General features: G+C 42.6%; 13 protein-coding genes. 9 read left to right on the top strand and 4 right to left on the bottom strand.

What is annotated here, in order from left to right; all coding sequences use genetic code 11:
- Positions 1–363 precede the first annotated feature (363 nt).
- From FQ608_RS04605 to FQ608_RS04570, 8 genes are all read left to right on the top strand, one after another.
- Positions 364–657 (top strand): RNA polymerase sigma factor, encoded by a 294-nt coding sequence (locus FQ608_RS04605; RefSeq protein WP_158856613.1) that lies wholly within the window; start codon positions 364–366, stop codon positions 655–657.
- 117 nt (positions 658–774) lie between these two features.
- A complete protein-coding gene (locus FQ608_RS04600) occupies positions 775–4,224 on the top strand; it encodes a SusC/RagA family TonB-linked outer membrane protein (RefSeq protein WP_234364068.1) in 3,450 nt (1,149 codons plus the stop codon).
- Positions 4,225–4,274: 50 nt separating this feature from the next.
- Complete coding sequence (locus FQ608_RS04595; protein ID WP_158856612.1) at positions 4,275–5,852, top strand: SusD/RagB family nutrient-binding outer membrane lipoprotein; 1,578 nt, start codon at positions 4,275–4,277, stop codon at positions 5,850–5,852.
- 70 nt (positions 5,853–5,922) lie between these two features.
- The gene (locus FQ608_RS04590) at positions 5,923–6,867 is read left to right on the top strand and encodes an RraA family protein (RefSeq protein WP_158856611.1); all 945 of its coding nucleotides are present in this window, start codon (positions 5,923–5,925) and stop codon (positions 6,865–6,867) included.
- A gap of 266 nt (positions 6,868–7,133) precedes the next feature.
- Positions 7,134–8,414, top strand: a complete 1,281-nt coding sequence (locus FQ608_RS04585; RefSeq protein WP_158856610.1) for a mandelate racemase/muconate lactonizing enzyme family protein — start codon at positions 7,134–7,136, stop codon at positions 8,412–8,414.
- Between the two features lie 122 nt (positions 8,415–8,536).
- Positions 8,537–10,012, top strand: a complete 1,476-nt coding sequence (locus tag FQ608_RS04580) for a mandelate racemase/muconate lactonizing enzyme family protein (RefSeq protein ID WP_158856609.1) — start codon at positions 8,537–8,539, stop codon at positions 10,010–10,012.
- A gap of 117 nt (positions 10,013–10,129) precedes the next feature.
- Positions 10,130–11,062, top strand: a complete 933-nt coding sequence (locus tag FQ608_RS04575; protein WP_158856608.1) for an RraA family protein — start codon at positions 10,130–10,132, stop codon at positions 11,060–11,062.
- Between the two features lie 216 nt (positions 11,063–11,278).
- Positions 11,279–12,769 (top strand): mandelate racemase/muconate lactonizing enzyme family protein, encoded by a 1,491-nt coding sequence (locus tag FQ608_RS04570; protein ID WP_158856607.1) that lies wholly within the window; start codon positions 11,279–11,281, stop codon positions 12,767–12,769.
- A gap of 1,122 nt (positions 12,770–13,891) precedes the next feature.
- Here FQ608_RS04570 and FQ608_RS04565 read toward each other — a convergent pair.
- The 4 genes from FQ608_RS04565 to FQ608_RS04550 all read right to left on the bottom strand — a co-directional run bounded on the left by FQ608_RS04565 (position 13,892) and on the right by FQ608_RS04550 (position 16,411).
- Positions 13,892–14,158 (bottom strand): hypothetical protein, encoded by a 267-nt coding sequence (locus tag FQ608_RS04565; RefSeq protein ID WP_158856606.1) that lies wholly within the window; start codon positions 14,156–14,158, stop codon positions 13,892–13,894.
- Positions 14,159–14,795: 637 nt separating this feature from the next.
- Positions 14,796–15,014: a hypothetical protein gene (locus FQ608_RS04560; RefSeq protein ID WP_158856605.1), complete on the bottom strand. Its 219-nt coding sequence runs from the start codon at positions 15,012–15,014 to the stop codon at positions 14,796–14,798.
- A 441-nt stretch (positions 15,015–15,455) separates the two neighbouring features.
- The gene (locus FQ608_RS04555; RefSeq protein ID WP_158856604.1) at positions 15,456–16,070 is read right to left on the bottom strand and encodes a hypothetical protein; all 615 of its coding nucleotides are present in this window, start codon (positions 16,068–16,070) and stop codon (positions 15,456–15,458) included.
- Positions 16,067–16,411 carry a PadR family transcriptional regulator gene (locus FQ608_RS04550; protein WP_158856603.1) on the bottom strand — a complete coding sequence of 115 codons (345 nt, stop codon included), beginning with the start codon at positions 16,409–16,411 and terminating at the stop codon, positions 16,067–16,069. The genes FQ608_RS04555 and FQ608_RS04550 overlap by 4 nt, the downstream gene beginning before the upstream one ends.
- A gap of 39 nt (positions 16,412–16,450) precedes the next feature.
- Here FQ608_RS04550 and FQ608_RS04545 point away from each other — a divergent pair, with 39 nt between their 5' ends.
- Entirely contained in the window at positions 16,451–16,606 is a 156-nt protein-coding gene (locus FQ608_RS04545; protein WP_158856602.1) for a hypothetical protein, read from the top strand.
- The last annotated feature ends 78 nt before the right edge of the window (positions 16,607–16,684 follow it).

Raw genomic sequence — 16,684 nt, 5'->3', positions numbered from 1 at the left:
CAGGTTTTATTGATAATTAGCTAGTTGTTCAAATTAGATTGATGAAACTTGGAAGGTTTTTCTTCTATCGGATCATCTGGTTAAAAGAAAATACTGCGGATTTTAGGTATAAGTAAAATTCTAAATTTTAAAAGAGAATGCCTCTCCCGGCATTCTCTTTTTTTTGCTTTAACCCCTTTTGTTTTACGCAGGTCATTCATGAAATTTTTGGTGCGGAATATTCAAATTTTATTACTGTTAATTGGGATATTATGAAGGATTTATAATGATTCCCAACTAGTTTCTGAAATTTAGATTTGCAGAAAATTGGTAATTCCAAGAATATTTTTTTAATTGGTATTGAATTTTGTAAAATTCAACCCTATGAACCCTATAGCTTCGATTGATATTCCACTAATGGTCATTCCCCTGAGGAATGGAGATGAAAATGCAATTAGCTCACTTTTTCACCAATTCGGGAGAAAAATTTATGTAGCAGACCGTCGGATGTTTCTACCCGATGCCGCCGCCGAAGAAATGGTTCAGCAGCAATTTTTCAAAATAATAAAAAAAAAGGAACAGCTCAAGGACGAATCCCCTCAGGCTCATTTGGCTCCAATTATGTTGGGACCCATATTAGCAAATCACCCATCTATGCCACCTCCTGGTTACAATTGATTTGTAGCGACTTCAATTAATTTCAATCACAATTAACAATCCCAAAAAATGAAACACAGTTTATTAAATCACAATACGTGGGTTACAAAATGCTTCTCGATCTTTTTTATGCTCGGGATGCTAACCTCATTACCACTTTCATCCTTTGGTATAGATGCCAAGGTGAAGAGCGTGGAGGATGTCATGGTCAAACTTGCCACCCGATCAGGAAGCTTGGAAAGTATCCTGACTGAAATCGAAAAAAAGACAACATTCAGCTTTTTTTTCACCGACAATAGTACTAATGACGATACAGCTATTTACTTGAATAAAACACGGGGAAGCGTAGCGGATATTTTGAAAGACTTAGGAACTCAGAGGCAGCTACATTTTAAACAGCTTAACAATACGGTTAGTGTCAAATCTCTAGCTGAAAATCTGATTCCCTTGGAAATTGACGTGGATGAGGAGTTTGTAGATGTGCGGGGAAAGGTTACCAACCAAAGTGGAGAACCTATCCCCGGCGCCGCAGTGTCTATCGCTGGAACAACGACAGGTACCATCACCGACATTGATGGTAATTATTCGCTCAGTGTGCCTGATAATGCTACTCTTGTGGTGTCCTATATTGGATATGCTGCACAGCGCATCCAAGTTGGTACACGGACAGTAATTGACATTATCTTGGTGGAGGATGTAGCCGCATTGGAAGAGGTAGTGGTAACTGCGCTGGGTATAGAGCGTGAAGCCAAAAGCCTGGGATATGCAACAACCTCAGTGTCATCCGAAGAAATGACAATCAACCGGACTCCCAACTTCATGAATGCGCTTCAGGGTAAAGTGGCTGGAGTAAACATCAGCAGTTTAGGTTCCGGCCCTGCTGGAACAAGTAAAATCCGAATTCGGGGTCAATCGTCTTTTGGTGGACAAAACCAACCTTTAATCGTCATCAATGGTGTGCCGGTTGATAATACTAACTTCGGTGCCAATCCAGGCAATAGGGGTTCAGATGCTTCCAACACAGATCGTGGCAGGACAAGGGTTTCGGATGGTGGCGATGGCTTGACCAGTATAAACCCGGATGATATTGAGACCATGACGGTTCTTCGAGGTGCGGCTGCATCTGCCCTGTATGGTGCCCGTGCCAAAGACGGGGTCATTATGATTACCACCAAACAGCGCAACAAAGGCCAAGGAATTGGAGTGGAATTTAATACCAACTATACCTCCGACAGTCCAATGGATTTCACCGATTGGCAATATGAATATGGTCAGGGAGAGAATGGTATTCGTCCCACATCTGCCAACCCGACTTCCGGAGTATGGAGCTTTGGAGAGCGGTTTCAGCAAGGCATGACCCAAGTGCTTTTTGACGGCGTTGAGATTCCCTATGTGCCCCAACCCAGCCACATCAGTACCTTTTACCGTACAGGACACACCTTTACCAATACGGTTACCGTTTCTTCTGGGGGCGAATTTGGTGGCTTTAGCCTGTCTGTGTCCAACTTGGATAACCAGAGTATTGTGCCAAATTCCGGCTACAACAGAAAAACCTTCAATCTAGGTTTTACTCAGGAGATTGCCAAAAAGTTGGTCGTTTCTGGAAATATGAATTATTCCCTGGAAGATATCAAAAACCCACCGCAGATAGCGGAGCAGGACATGAGTACGCCAACTGTTTTAAATACACTGGCCAATTCCATGCCGCTGTCATTGATGCAGGAGAAAATGGCGGATGCCGCTGGAAATGAATTTGTTTATTCCAGATTTAGAAACCGTACCAATCCATATTGGGCAACCTATGAAAAGTTTGATAATGTAAGGAGGGACAGAATGTTCGGCAATATCACCGCCAGGTACAATATAGCTGATTGGTTGTTTATACAAGGTAGACTTGGCCAAGATTTTTACGCCAGGGACCAGGATTACAATTTCCCAACCGGGACTGCATCCCTGCCAAATGCCCCCGTCGGGTTTGTGAACGGAGATTATGTACAGGACAACCGGAGGTTTAGGGAAGTCAATACGGACTTTCTAATAGGCGCCAATAAAAAATTCGGGGATTTCGGAACGAGCCTCACTCTGGGAGGTAATCAGATGTATCGAAGAATGGACAGAAATAATGTGCTGGTAAATGACTTCGTCGTCCGGGATTTGTACACGGTCATGAACGGTAGGATTAAGGACCCCATCTATGAGATCTCTGAGCGACAGGTAAATTCCCTTTACGGGATGTTGGAGCTTTCGTACCGGGACTTTTTATTCCTGAACGGAACAGTAAGAAACGATTGGTTTTCCACGCTTTCTCCGGCCAACAGAAGTATTTTGTATCCGGCTGTGACGGGTAGTTTTGTGTTTTCGCAACCTTGGGAAAATTTTCCTGAATGGATTTCTTTTGGTAAAATACGTGCTGGTTATGCCGAAGTGGGAAGCGACACAGACGTAAGTCCTTATGCTGATAACTTGTTTTACAGGGTAGAAAATAACCAGTTCCCTAATCCAGCCGGTCAGTTACAGCCTGTTGGTGTAATAAATGCTTCTACCGTACCCAATGCCAATTTAAGACCCATGAGGGTATCGGAATGGGAAACTGGATTGGAAATGAAATTCTTTGACAACCGCATAGGATTGGATCTTACCTATTACAATAAAGTCACAAGTGACCAAATATTGGGAGCTCAGGTGTCTGATGCATCCGGCTACCTGACTCAATTGATAAACGTAGGAGAAAGCAGCAATCAAGGCGTAGAGGTGCTTTTGTCAGGGGTACCTATTCAAACAGAAAAATTCATGTGGGAAACCAGTATTAATGCCGCATGGAACCAAACAAGGACTTTGAAACTGGGATTGACAGAGGGCGATAGTGTCATTACAGTGGGAGCAGCTGTATATGGCGGAGAACTTAGGCAGGTTGTAGGTATGCCTATGGGACAAATTTACGGATTCGGATATCGGAGAGATCCACAGGGTAATATTGTATATGATGCCAATAACGGTAGACCTCTTCGGACAAATTTACAGATTCCTTTTGGGTCCGCCATACCTATTTGGGTAGGTGGGTTTATGAATACATTCCATTATAACAATCTGTCGTTTTCTACACTAATTGATTTCAAACTGGGTCACAAAATGTTGTCCGGAACGAATTTCAATGCGTGGCGACATGGGCTCCATAAAGGTACGCTAGAAGGAAGGGAGCAGGGGTTTGTCATCGGAGAAGGGGTCAAAAACATCGGCACCAATGAAAACCCCAATTATGTTCTCAATGATGTGCAAACCGAAGTGCAGACATTCTACGAAACGGTGAGATCTGCCAATATGGTGGAGGAGTTTGTATACAATGCCGGATTTTGGAATTTGAGACAAGTAACCATTGGATACAATTTCACTCCCCATTTGCCTGCTAATTTCTTCATAAAAGGATTGAGAGCCAATATAGTAGGTAATAATGTATTGGTAATTAAAAAATGGGTGCCCAATATCCATCCTGAGGAATTTGGATTCACTTCTGACAATTTAATGGGGTTGGAAGCGCACGGTTTACCCGTTACAAGAAGTATTGGTTTTAACCTAAACTTTAAATTTTAAAGAAAATGAAAAATTTAGGTAAAAAGTTATCGAATAAAAACCCAGAACCGATGAAAAGGATTTTCTTATATGTCTGCTTATGCTGTTCGTTGTTAGTTCCCATGACAAGCTGTGACGAAGGCTTTGATGAAATGAATATCAACCCCGTCCAGCCTACGGCGTTGGACCCCGTTTACCTGATGAATAGGGCGGCCTTATTTTCCACGATTTCAAGTACCACGCTGAATTATGAATCTGCTATTGTACAGCAAATTGTGTCTCCAAACGGCGGAGTACTCGCAGGTGGCAATTTCAATCAACTGAACAGGGCATTTTCTATAGGCACCTGGAACAAATATTACCGTGATGTACTCAAGCATACTACCGATGTAAAGCGGTTTACCCGGGACAATCCTGATAGGAATAATTTGTACCAAATGGCTCGGATTCTACATTCCATGGCGGCTATGATCCTGACAGATACCTTTGGGGATGTCCCTTATTTTGAGGCCAGTTTGGGTTATTTGGAGGGAAAGATTGATCCGGTATACGATCGGCAGGAGGATATTTATCTGGATATATTGAATGAGTTACAGCAGGCGACTGCGGCATTGAGTACTGCTGCAAGGGCAGAAAATGGTGACATATTTTATGGAGGGAATGTTGACAAATGGAAGAAATTAGGGTATTCATTAATGCTTCGGGCAGGAATGAGGCACAGCAAGGTGAATCCAACCCGAGCAAGAGAATGGGTTGAACGTGCGGTGGCCGGAGGAGTCATGACATCAAATGAGGACAACATGGCAATTCATCATGACTTTAATTACACCAATGAGATAGGAAACACCTTAAATGCCACCGAGGCAAACAATTATTATCTCGCAGCACCTTTCGAAGAGTTTCTAAAAAGCAATAATGATCCCAGATTAGGTTCAATAGCCGTTCGATTTATCGGAGCAGGAAGTGGACCGGATCAAAATAATGCCTTGGCAGGAAATCCTGCCGCAGGAGTAACCTTATCCAGAAACCCATCAGATCAAATGGGTTTCCCCATGGGTTTTGACAATCAGACCATTGGAGCGGTTGTTACTCAACGTGGACTTCGCAGTTTTTATGAGTTTTCCCAAGTCGACAGAACACGTATGACGGCAAGAGACGCACCCATTTTCCACGTGACTTTTGCCCAGACCTCTTTACTTCTGGCGGAAGCTGCCTTAAGGGGATGGACCACCGGAAATGCTGCCAACTTATATGCCCAGGGCATCCGTGCCCATATGGAACAGATGGAAGAGTATGGGCCCACTACTGCAATTTCGGAAAATGCGATAACAACCTATATCAATGCAAATCCACTGGATATGGGTAATGCTTTGGAGGAGATCGGAGAACAATATTGGGTGGCTTCTTTCCTGAATGCTTATGAAGGATTTGCCAATTTCCGTAGGACCGGCTACCCTGCACTGACACCAAACCCATACCCGGGTAAGGATATTAGCGGAGATTTTATTCGAAGATTATCCTATCCGGATGCTGAATTTTCAGTAAATAATGCCAATATTCAGGCTGCGGTTCAACGGCAGGGTCCCGACAACTTGGATACACCTGTTTGGTGGGATGCTGTTGGAAGTTCGACTGCATCGGCAAATTAATTCGTAAGTAGGGAAGTCTGGTTTTCAGATTTCCCTTATTTCAGTTTTTGTTAACCTTAAAATTATTGCTATGCAATTAAAATTATCAAGCCTATTTCTATTTTGCTTTTTGTTTTGTACAGCCTTTCAAAACGCATTTACCCAGCAGATTTCCCGGGAGGAGATGCTCTTTCTTACCCAGGAATGGGAAGGGGAAAGATTTGAGGATGGAAGACCTAAGGTCTCTGATGATCTGCTTAAAAGAATGGTGTTAGTCACCCATGATGAAGCCTGGGCCGTAATGAGAAATGCCGGATATCGGTATCAGTATGCTGATGGTTGGCAGATTATTAACCCTGACAGTATCTTGATTGGAAGGGCTGTTACCGCCACATTTATGCCGGGGCGACCGGACATTCACGATGCCATAGATGAGCGGGGAAAGAAAGAAGGCAAACGCGGACAGAACTCCTGGCCTGTGGATCTGTTGGTTCAGGGGGATGTGTATGTAGTGGATCAATTCGGGATTCATGTAGACGGACCGACTATCGGTGACAATGTCGCCAATGCCATCTTTGCCAAATCGGGAAATGGTATTATCTATGATGGAGCTATCAGGGACGTTACGGGCTTAAAGGAAATCGGTGGTTTTACTTCCTATTACACCAGCTATCATCCTTCCCACCATAACCAACAGGGAAACCTCAATACCATGTTGATTGGCATTAACAAGCCAACCAGAATCCGTCAAGCGACTGTGATGGCAGGTGATGTTGTCCTAGGACGGGATGGTGGAGTTTCATTTATACCGGCCCATCTTGCTGAAAAAGTGGTAATCACCTCCGAAGTTGTTCGATTAAGGGATATGTTTGGCCATGAAAGGTTGAGGTCAGGGGTGTATACAGCGGGTCAAATTGATACAAGATGGTCAGACGATATCGAAAGGGATTTTTCAGGTTGGCTCAATGAACATATTGACGAACTACCCATACAAAGGGAACAGATTCAGGAAATACTAAAAAACAGAACCTGGTAATTATCAATTACGAATTACAAATTAAAAATTACGAACCCAATAACCCAATAACTTAGTAACCCAATAACCAATAACCCAGTTATTAATTACGAATTACGAATTAAAAATTACGAAACGAGTTATCAATTACGAATTACGAATTAAAAATTACGTCCAAATAATCCATCAACCTATAGACCTATACACGTATCATCGTCAACCCATAACCCATAACTCATAACTCATAACCTATAAACTTATCAACCTATCAACCAATAAACCAAATCATGACACATAAAAAAGACAGCAGAAGAACATTTTTACAAAAAGGACTAGTAGCAGGACTAACTGGAGGAGCAGTTCTAAGTACATTTGGTCAGGGATTAAGTGCGGCAGTCGAAAGGCAATCCCCTTTTTCCAATCCTTCAGACCTGAAGATTACAGATATAAAATGCGGCTATGTGCGAGGGGCACTTTATGTTAAGATATATACCAATCAGGATGTATGGGGCTGTGGAGAGGCAGTAGACGCCATACATGGCACTTACCACCTTGTCCAGAGACTGGGTAACCAAATTAAAGGTCAAAGTCCTTTGAATCCAAACCGTCTAGCGGAGCAGATTAGAAAAGGAGCGTTTTTTGGAGGCGCTCAGTCAGGCGTTTTTGTGGCCGTTCTAACGGCTATTGAGACAGCCCTTTGGGATATTACCGGCAAGGTGTTTGGCGTTCCGGTTTATCAATTGTTGGGTGGAAAATTCAGGGATAAAATTAGGGTTTACTGTGATACTGCACTTTATACTTCCACCAACCCATCACCTGCGGATTATGCCGCAGCAGCCCGAGGTGCAGTAGGTAGGGGATACAATGCGGTAAAGTTTGATGTGGATGATGGCAGAGACCCCAACAAATACGACCGTTTCAACTGGACGGCGAACAATGCGGAAATTGATCGAATGTACAACGCAATCGCCGCTGTACGGGAGGAAGTTGGGCCAAATATAGATATCTGTGTGGACATGCATGGGAGATACGATGCGGTGACCGGATTGAAGATGGCTAGAATGTATGAAGATTTGAACCTAATGTGGTTGGAGGAACCGATTCCTGCCGACAATCCGGAGGTTTATAAGTCCATCACTTCGCAGACATCTACGCCTATTTGTACCGGAGAAAATGTTTATTTAGCTTATGGCTTTACCAGATTATTATCTGAAGCCGCTGTGGATATTATCATGCCTGATATCCAAAAAGCAGGCGGATTGGGTGAAGCCCAGCGAATTGCCAATTTGGCTAATCTGTATTATGTTCCGTTTTCACCGCATATGGTAGCCTCATTCTTGGGTGCCATGGCTGCTTGTCACGTTTGTGCCTCAGTACCCAACTTCCAGGTTATGGAATGGCAGATTTACATGGATACCGATCCGCTTTGGCAGGATATCGTCACCTACGATGGACCTAGAACGGAGAATAGCTTTATTACACTATCGGAAAAACCGGGTATCGGAGTTGAAATCAACGAAGAAGGCATGAAAAAATATGCCGTTCCGGGCGTTCCTTTTTTTGAATAAAATAATTAAAAACCCAAAAATAATCCACCGATGAAATCGAGCATGACGAAAATCGTCACACACTGGGATGATTATAATACATGCGAGATTCCATCTGACCTCTAAAAAACAATTATAATCAGATGAAACCTTATAATAACCCAAAATTCAACGAGCTTTTCAAACTCCCAAAAGAAAAGTTAACCAAAAATGATTCTCCAACAGAGGATCTGAAGTCCAAAACCCCTCCTAGGCGGGAGTTTTTGCAAAAAGCAACCTTGGGAGGTCTAAGTCTTGGAGCGTTTATGTTCCAGCCTATAGAGGAAACAATGGCTTACACTACTCAACATGTCAACAGAAACTCCAGCCCATCTGATCTGCGCATCACCGATATTCGGGTAGCGGAAGTTGCCGGAGCACCCATGCGTTGCCCCATTATTCGGATAGATACCAATCAGGGAATTTATGGACTTGGAGAAGTGAGAGACGGTGCCAGCCACAAATATGCCTTGGTTTTAAAAAGCCGTATACTTGGGGAAAATCCCTGTCAAATAGAGCGGATTTTCAAAAAAATAAAGTTGTTCGGCAATCATGCTAGACAGGCGGGAGGGGTTTGTGCTGTTGAAATGGCCCTATGGGATTTGGCTGGTAAGGCATATAATATTCCAGTCTACCAAATGCTGGGAGGGAAATACAGGGATTCTATTCGCTTATATTCCGATACGACTCAATCCAATGATCCGGAGGTTTTTGCCGACAGGCTAAAAGCTCGAATGGATTTGGGATATACCTTTCTGAAAATGGATTTTGGGGTGCAGATGATCAAGGACAATGAAGGTTCGGTAGTAAATTCCAGAGCTTTTGACAAAGGCAACAAATGGAGCTCAGAATACGGTAGCTATGGACGGACTGCCCATCCATTTACAGGGGTGCAAATGACGGATAAAGGTGTGAGTGAAATGGTGGAATACGTCGCCGCGGTCCGCTCAAAAGTAGGATACGATATTCCGTTGGCGGCAGACCATTTCGGACATTTTGATTATAAAGAATGTATCCGGCTGGGCGAGGCGTTGGAACCTTACCGACTTGCATGGTTGGAGGATATGGTTCCTTGGTTTTATACAGAAAAGTGGAAGCAAATCACAGATGCAATTAAAACCCCAACCTTGACGGGTGAGGATATCTTTCTAAAAGAAGAATTTATTAAATTGATTGATGCCCGTGCCATCGATATGATTCAGCCGGATTTGGCTTCCTCCGGCGGTATCCTCGAAACCAAAAAAATCGGAGACTATGCCGAGGAAAAAGGCATTCCCATGGCCATGCACTTTGCGGGAACTCCGGTATCCTTTATGGCCAATATACACTGTGCCGCTGCTACGGAAAATTTCATTTCACTCGAGCACCATTCTGTGGATATTCCTTGGTGGGAAGATATGGTAAAGAACATTCCGAAACCGCTGGTAATCGATGGTTTTGCCAAAGTACCGGAAGGACCGGGATTGGGCGTAGAACTTAATGACGAAGTAATCAAACAACACTTGGTCGAAGGAACAGAATACTTTGCTCCCACAGATGATTGGAACACAGACAGGTCCAATGACCGATGGTGGAGTTAAGTAAGAAAGAGCCTTAGACAACCCTTTGCCGTTCTTATAATTTTTACGGCAAAGGGTTGCTTTATCTTGTTCTTTTGATCAAATTGTTAGTTCATTCACGAAATAAATCTAATAATAATGAAAAAAATATCACTTGTTTATTTAACCCTGATGCTATCATGGGTAAATTTTACCTTTGCACAACAAATATCCCCGACTCCCGATCAAGTAAAAAAATTAACCTCCGAATGGACCGGTGAACGATTTCCAGACGGAAGGCCGAAGGTTTCTGATGAATTGTTGGAGCGCCTTAGAAATATATCGATGGAAGAGGCTTGGGGTTTACTTAGAAACAAAGGATATAACAACCAGTTTGAAAATGACTGGATCATACTTCGGGACGACCAAGTGATGACGGGTAGAGCGGTAACAGCCCAATATATGCCGATGAGACCAGACGTCAGCGATATGGTGAAAGAAATCGGGAAATCCGAAGGAAGAAGCCAGGCTGGAGGCACAAACTCATGGCCAATAGACGGCCTAACCGATGGTGATGTTTATGTGGCCGATAGCTATGGTAAAATTGTGGACGGAACCCTTATTGGAGATAATTTGGGCACGGCGATTTATACCAAATCCAAACGGGGAGTAATCTTTAACGGTTCAGTGAGGGACATGGCAGGATTACTTCGTGTGGAAGGTTTCAATGGCTGGGTAAAAGGGCACGATCCTTCTTACATCCAGGAAATGATGCTAACCACCGTCAATTACCCCATACGAATGGGCAGGGCTACAGTACTTCCCGGAGATGCGGTTTTGGCAAATAAGTGGGGAGTAGTTTTTATACCAGCGCATCTATTGGCCGACTTGGTGATCAATGCGGAGTTTATCATGCTCAGGGATCAATTTGGTATTGAGCGGCTTAAAGAGCAAAAGTATACTGCTGGGGAGATTGACAGCCGCTGGAGCGAAACCATTCAGAATGATTTTCTGGGTTGGATCAAAGAAAAGCAAGACCTGCCTATGAGCAGGGAAGAGTTAGATGCCTTTCTCAAGGACAGGAACTGGTAAGCCACTTAGAAGTTTGATCACTCGGAAAAACTATTTTCAGGTAGAAGTAATTAATGAATTTTCAGTTGACAGATGTTCGGTTTGGTCTATCATAAACCTATCAACTTATAAACTTATAAACCCATCAATATAATCATTCTCAATTAAACCTATAAACTCATAGACCCATATACCTATCGACCCATCAACCTATCAACCCAAAAACCAAATAAACCTATGAAACACCACCTAAAACAACTAATTGAAAACTGCAAACTCGCAGATCAACAGGCCGCAATCGAAAGGCAGGCGGAAATTGATCATGCGGAAACCAAAAACGAAAGAAGAAATTTCCTCAAAAAAACAATGCTTGGTGGACTCAGCTTAGGCGCTTTGATGGGTGCTTCCATCGAAGATACCATGGCCCATACCACATCCAAGGTCAACCGCTATTCTTCTCCGGCTGACCTTAAAATAACAGATATGCGGGTGGCGGTGTTGCGAAATGTTGGTCGGACACCCATTATCCGTATAGACACAAACCAAGGAATATACGGACTCGGTGAAGTCCGGGATGGCGGTGATGAACGCTATGCGCTGATGCTGAAAAGCAGAATCCTCGGTCTCAACCCCTGCAATGTGGAGCAGCTTTGGAAAATTATCAATCCTTTCGGTGGACATGGCCGATTGGGTGGGGGAGTTTGTGCGGTGGAAATGGCTCTTTGGGACCTATGTGGCAAAGCATACAACGTCCCTGCTTGGCAGCTTCTTGGTGGAAGATACCGGGACAAGGTCAGATTGTATGCTGATACCCCCGGCATGAACGACCCAGCGGAGTTTGCCAAGGTGATGAAGCAAAGAACAGTAGAACAAGGGTTCACTTGGCTAAAAATGGATTTGGGAATCCACGTGGTAGCCGAACAACCGGACACCTTAGTCAATTCCAACTTTTGGGATGGTGCCAAGGGACAATACGATACAAGAGACTATATGAGTTACGGAAGTACTAAACATCCGTTTACTCAGGTGCAGATTACCGACAAAGGTTTGGATGCGCTTGGGGCCTATGTGGAATCCATCCGGGATGCTGTCGGATATGAGATTCCTCTTTGTGCGGATCATTTTGGTCATTTTGATGTCAACAACTCCATCCGTTTTGCCCGGGCAATGGAAAAATACAGGCTTTCTTGGGTGGAAGATATGGTTCCCTGGTTTTATACTGACCAATGGAAAACCCTCTCAGACGCTATAGAAACTCCCACTTGTACAGGGGAGGATATTTACATGTTGAAAAATGGATTTAAACCCCTGATTGATGCGAAAGCGGTTGATATTGTTCACCCAGACCTGGGAACCTCAGGGGGCTTGTTGGAAACCAAAAAAATCGGGGATTACGCAGAGGATGCCGGTATAGCCATGGCCATGCATATGGCCGGATCACCGATATGCTTTATGGCAAATGTCCATTGTGCGGCGGCAACCCAGAATTTCATATCCCTTGAACACCATTCGGTAGATACGCCTTGGTGGGAAGGATTGGTGAAGATGACGGGTTCCCAACCTATGGTAACTAAAGGTTTTGCCAATGTGCCGTTAGATGCTCCTGGTCTTGGGGTTGAACTGAATGACGAAGTGATGAAAGAACACCTTTTCCCCAACACACCCGGATATTTTGAACCCACCCCAGAATGGGATCAGAAAAAATCATGGGATAGGACTTGGAGTTAAGCTGTTTCAAAAGGCAAAAGCAAAAAACCGGAAAAATCCAGCAATTATGCTGAAAACAAATTGGACTTGATTAATCGTTTAGAAAGCCTTAGGATGCTTTTTTTTGGCATGGATAAATCCCTACGTCCGAGTTTATTAAAAGCTTCGTTAAAAAAAGGGTGAATTTTATCGAAAAAGGGTGCTTTGTTTTTGACAGGGCACCTTTTTTCATGTCTTGGTCAAAGTGCCAACGGTGCGAAAATCCCGACCCCGGATAGGGGTCAAACTCCTCAATACCCATGGGTAAATCCCATGGAATTCGGAAGGAATACCTTGTTTTCGTTTTGGCCACAGGAACGGTTGAAGAAGCCAGCCTTTCCCGCCAAAACCCGAGTCAGTCAATTTTAACCTTTTAATCTTCGATATAGGTCGTAGTTCGATGGGTTTTTAAGTTAAATATGAGTTGAGAATTACAAATTGAGAATTGCGAACCAAGTCCTAAAGGGCTATTTATGTATTTGTTTTTTTCATTAGCAGCGCCAACGGTGCGGAAATCACTAGCCAGGGGTGCAGCGAAGCGAAGCCCCTGGTTTGAAACGAACGTCTCGATTGTGTTTTGGCAGCGGGGATGGTTTGAGAATGCAGCCTTTCCCGCCAAAACCCGGTTCTGTTTGGTACTGCCTAGTCTCGGATGACGGATTTCGAGAAATTGGTTGGTTCAGGCACGGATGGCAGCCCAAGCAGTAAGGTGTTTTGGCGGAAACTGGTGTGAGGTATTGACAGGGTGGCGGCCAAAACTTGCCTACGAGACGTTGTTTTCAAACCACGGGTTGAAACCCGTGGTTACTATATCAGTCATCCCTACGGGATTTATGATACGTACTCCGACAAATTCTTTCCAATTGGAATTTCAAATTCCGTTTATCTGTCCGTCACAATTGCAAATTACTACGATAGTGAATGGGACGCTGATTGTGCGGATTTTTTGGGTTGGATTTGACTAGTTGTGATGGAACTCAAGATTTAACCATTCAGGGAACCTAAAACAGTTATCAGGCGACTTCTTGTCGCACTTCTATTCTGTAAGAATCCTATTATGAGCCATTTGGAATGAGTCGAGCTACGCAATATCTGCTGTATTTTCTATTCCCAGTCTATTTTTCTTTTTTCAAAGTCAATATTCGTGGGCATATTTGGTTCTATGAAATTATCAAATGTTGTCTTTGATGATTTTCTAAGAAAGTGCTTTTTAACCTTTTCAACTACCATTTTATTCTGCGCTATTAAACGTGGTTCTAATGCTAAATTAAAGCCAGAACCATTTTCAACACTGGTATAAATTATTCCATCAATTGGATTTTCCCTTCTGACAGACTCTGCTAATAATGCATTACAAAATGCCGATGTCAACTGGTAGGTTTTTGAATCATTTTTTTTTCGGCAAAACGCTTAGATTTCATAATACGATCTAAAAAACATTAATACATACCCACTGACTATATCAAGGAGCCAGATACCCACCTCAGAAGTACTCCCACCCTTTTATCTTATATGAGGGTGAATTAAAAACTGACAAGCTTGCGCCAAAAAGGTAAAATGCAGCTCCTCTGAACTCCAACAATGCACCAAAAAGGCGAAATTTTCTACCAAATTTCCGTAATGTTCCACCAAAAAGACATTAATTTGTCAGTTTGTCGGAAAATTTTTCATGATTTTGCTAAAAACTTCGATTTTAGAGGCGGGGGGGTGCACCAAATTGGTCCGCATGTCAGGTTTTTTTATGCAACATTTCACCTTTTAGGTGAAAAATAAAATCTTTTTGGCAGATTTTTGAACCAAAAAGGCGCAGACTTGCGGCAAAAAGGCGGATGATTTGACCTATTTGGTGAAGCGTTTGAGTTTTTTTCCGGAATACTTGACTTCGGAGGCTTGGTGTACTGTCAAAAAGGGGGACGATTCCACTAAAAAAATAGGGTGCAGCCGGGTAAATATGGACTGTGCCCGTTAAATGTGGCTGCAAGAGGGGATAAGTAAACCTTAATAGCCACTACGATACTTTTTTAAGAAAATCATCAAAGTCGATCCGTTCTCCGTTATCCAATTGTTTCAGCCCGATTTCAATTTCTTTTTTCTCAATTTCGCTTAGCTCCTCCCAAAAATCTTGCGTTTCCCGTTTTAGGAATTCGCTAAGCCGAGCAATCAGCTTTGGATTCTCGATGTTGAGAATCAGCCGAACAAGCTCTATTTTAGATGATTGTATATCCATATTCTATTATAAGGAATTTTCAGGTTTCGTAGTTCCAATTGATGGTAGCTAACACTTGTATATACGCAACTCCCCTTTCAGCCTATTGCGTCTATATCTTCTTTGTCCACAGGTGGCTTGGGGGATTCCGGTACCAAATTAAGGATTTCGTCGATTGAATCTAGCGGACACCGGATCTTTTGTGGAAATCAGAGCGTAAGTCGGAGGTATTGCATCGCAACCGGAATTGCAAATTCCTTTTGATAGCAAGGTGTAGTGGCAAACTACCCCTAGCGGGGGAACACAAGGTTTGATCGTTTATGGAATGTCAAGCAGTTATCAAAGCGACTTCTTGTCGCACCTTGGTGGTCCCGATACTCGGGATAAATAGTGAGAGCCCCAACCTGAGCCATTTGGCTCAGGTCGGGCTACTCGAATGACAGCTGTACATTTTTATTTAAATTAAATCTGCTCTATTGATTTTCGGTACATTCGAAAAAACAGGAAAGGCAGAAATCCGAATGCAATTATTAATGTTCCTATAATAACTATTAAAGAACCGTATTGCATTCCGCTTGTCCTTAATATGGTGCCTAAACCAGCTACAATTGCACCACTGAAGCCTAGAATGATTTTAAGTTTTTCAGATAAAGCTTTACCCAAGGTCATTTTATATCTATTAATAGCTAGCATTGGTAAAAAGAGCAGTAAAAAGCAAATCATTCCATAAGTTAACATGTCACCTCCACCTTTCCAGTTTAAATACTTAAATAACCAACCAAGGGTCATGCTCATAGAGGCTAAAAGACCAATTAAATACATAATCTTTTTCATAGTAATTATCTTTTTAGAGTTTAACAAATAAATAGTTTCCTTTTGAATTTCATCAAATCCATCGGGGCATATGTGATTCAAGGCTTTTACATAAGCAGATTCAAATGAACTCCCTTTATTTAGTTCGTTTTCTATAAAGCAGCAAAAATGATCAAGCAAGTCATCTTTAAGTTCTGAAATAGAAATTTTACTTTTTTCAATTTCCCCTTTTATGAAAGAAACCTCTTTGTCCTCTAAATTCATTGAAAAGAAGCTTTTTGATGTGGAAATACAATATGCTGAATTGTCTTAAGAAACTCACTGAGCTCATTATATAAAGCGATCTTTCTTTCCTGTCCCTGTTTTGTTATAGAATAATATTTTCGAATCCGTTTTCCTACATTCACTGTCTCAACTTCCACAAGACCATCACTCAAAAGCTTGTGTAAGGCAGGGTACAAGGAACCCTCTTTAATTAATATTTTATTGTCTGATAGTTCCTTTACTTTTTGAGTTAGCTCATAGCCATACATTTTCCCATTTTCATCAAGTAATTTAAGCAGGATGGTTGTAAGAGTTCCTTTTATTAGTTCTGTTGAATTCATAAAGCAAATATACATAGAATTATGATACATCAAAAATCTATGTATATAAAATTTAAAAATAGTTCGCAGGGTATTGCCGTCCTAACGGTAGGTCCTAGTAGCTACTGGAAACAAGCTCTGAAATACAGGGAAGCCTTACAAGGTAGTGCAAGCCTGTCCCGAAGCGGTCGGGAGACTGAACATCAGGTGAAGTGAAAATTCAATAAGGAGCGATCGTGTAGCCTTATCCTAAAAGTAGCGGAAAGGGGTAGCCGGTGAAAAGAGCGGTTGTCC

The sequence above is a fragment of the Lunatibacter salilacus genome (assembly GCF_009797935.1).
GTDB lineage: Bacteria > Bacteroidota > Bacteroidia > Cytophagales > Cyclobacteriaceae > Lunatibacter > Lunatibacter salilacus.
Note: the sequence above shows the minus strand (reverse complement) of the source record. Positions and strands in the feature narration are given on the sequence as shown.

Excerpts from the sequence above, each read along its gene's own strand:
- FQ608_RS04605 (WP_158856613.1), top strand. The coding sequence starts at position 364 with ATGAACCCTATAGCTTCGATTGATATTCCACTAATGGTCATTCCCCTG.
- FQ608_RS04600 (WP_234364068.1), top strand. The coding sequence starts at position 775 with ATGCTAACCTCATTACCACTTTCATCCTTTGGTATAGATGCCAAGGTG.
- FQ608_RS04595 (WP_158856612.1), top strand. The coding sequence starts at position 4,275 with ATGAAAAGGATTTTCTTATATGTCTGCTTATGCTGTTCGTTGTTAGTT.
- FQ608_RS04590 (WP_158856611.1), top strand. The coding sequence starts at position 5,923 with ATGCAATTAAAATTATCAAGCCTATTTCTATTTTGCTTTTTGTTTTGT.
- FQ608_RS04585 (WP_158856610.1), top strand. The coding sequence starts at position 7,134 with ATGACACATAAAAAAGACAGCAGAAGAACATTTTTACAAAAAGGACTA.
- FQ608_RS04580 (WP_158856609.1), top strand. The coding sequence starts at position 8,537 with ATGAAACCTTATAATAACCCAAAATTCAACGAGCTTTTCAAACTCCCA.
- FQ608_RS04575 (WP_158856608.1), top strand. The coding sequence starts at position 10,130 with ATGAAAAAAATATCACTTGTTTATTTAACCCTGATGCTATCATGGGTA.
- FQ608_RS04570 (WP_158856607.1), top strand. The coding sequence starts at position 11,279 with ATGAAACACCACCTAAAACAACTAATTGAAAACTGCAAACTCGCAGAT.
- FQ608_RS04560 (WP_158856605.1), bottom strand. The coding sequence starts at position 15,014 with ATGGATATACAATCATCTAAAATAGAGCTTGTTCGGCTGATTCTCAAC.
- FQ608_RS04555 (WP_158856604.1), bottom strand. The coding sequence starts at position 16,070 with ATGAATTTAGAGGACAAAGAGGTTTCTTTCATAAAAGGGGAAATTGAA.
- FQ608_RS04550 (WP_158856603.1), bottom strand. The coding sequence starts at position 16,411 with ATGAATTCAACAGAACTAATAAAAGGAACTCTTACAACCATCCTGCTT.
- FQ608_RS04545 (WP_158856602.1), top strand. The coding sequence starts at position 16,451 with ATGTATATAAAATTTAAAAATAGTTCGCAGGGTATTGCCGTCCTAACG.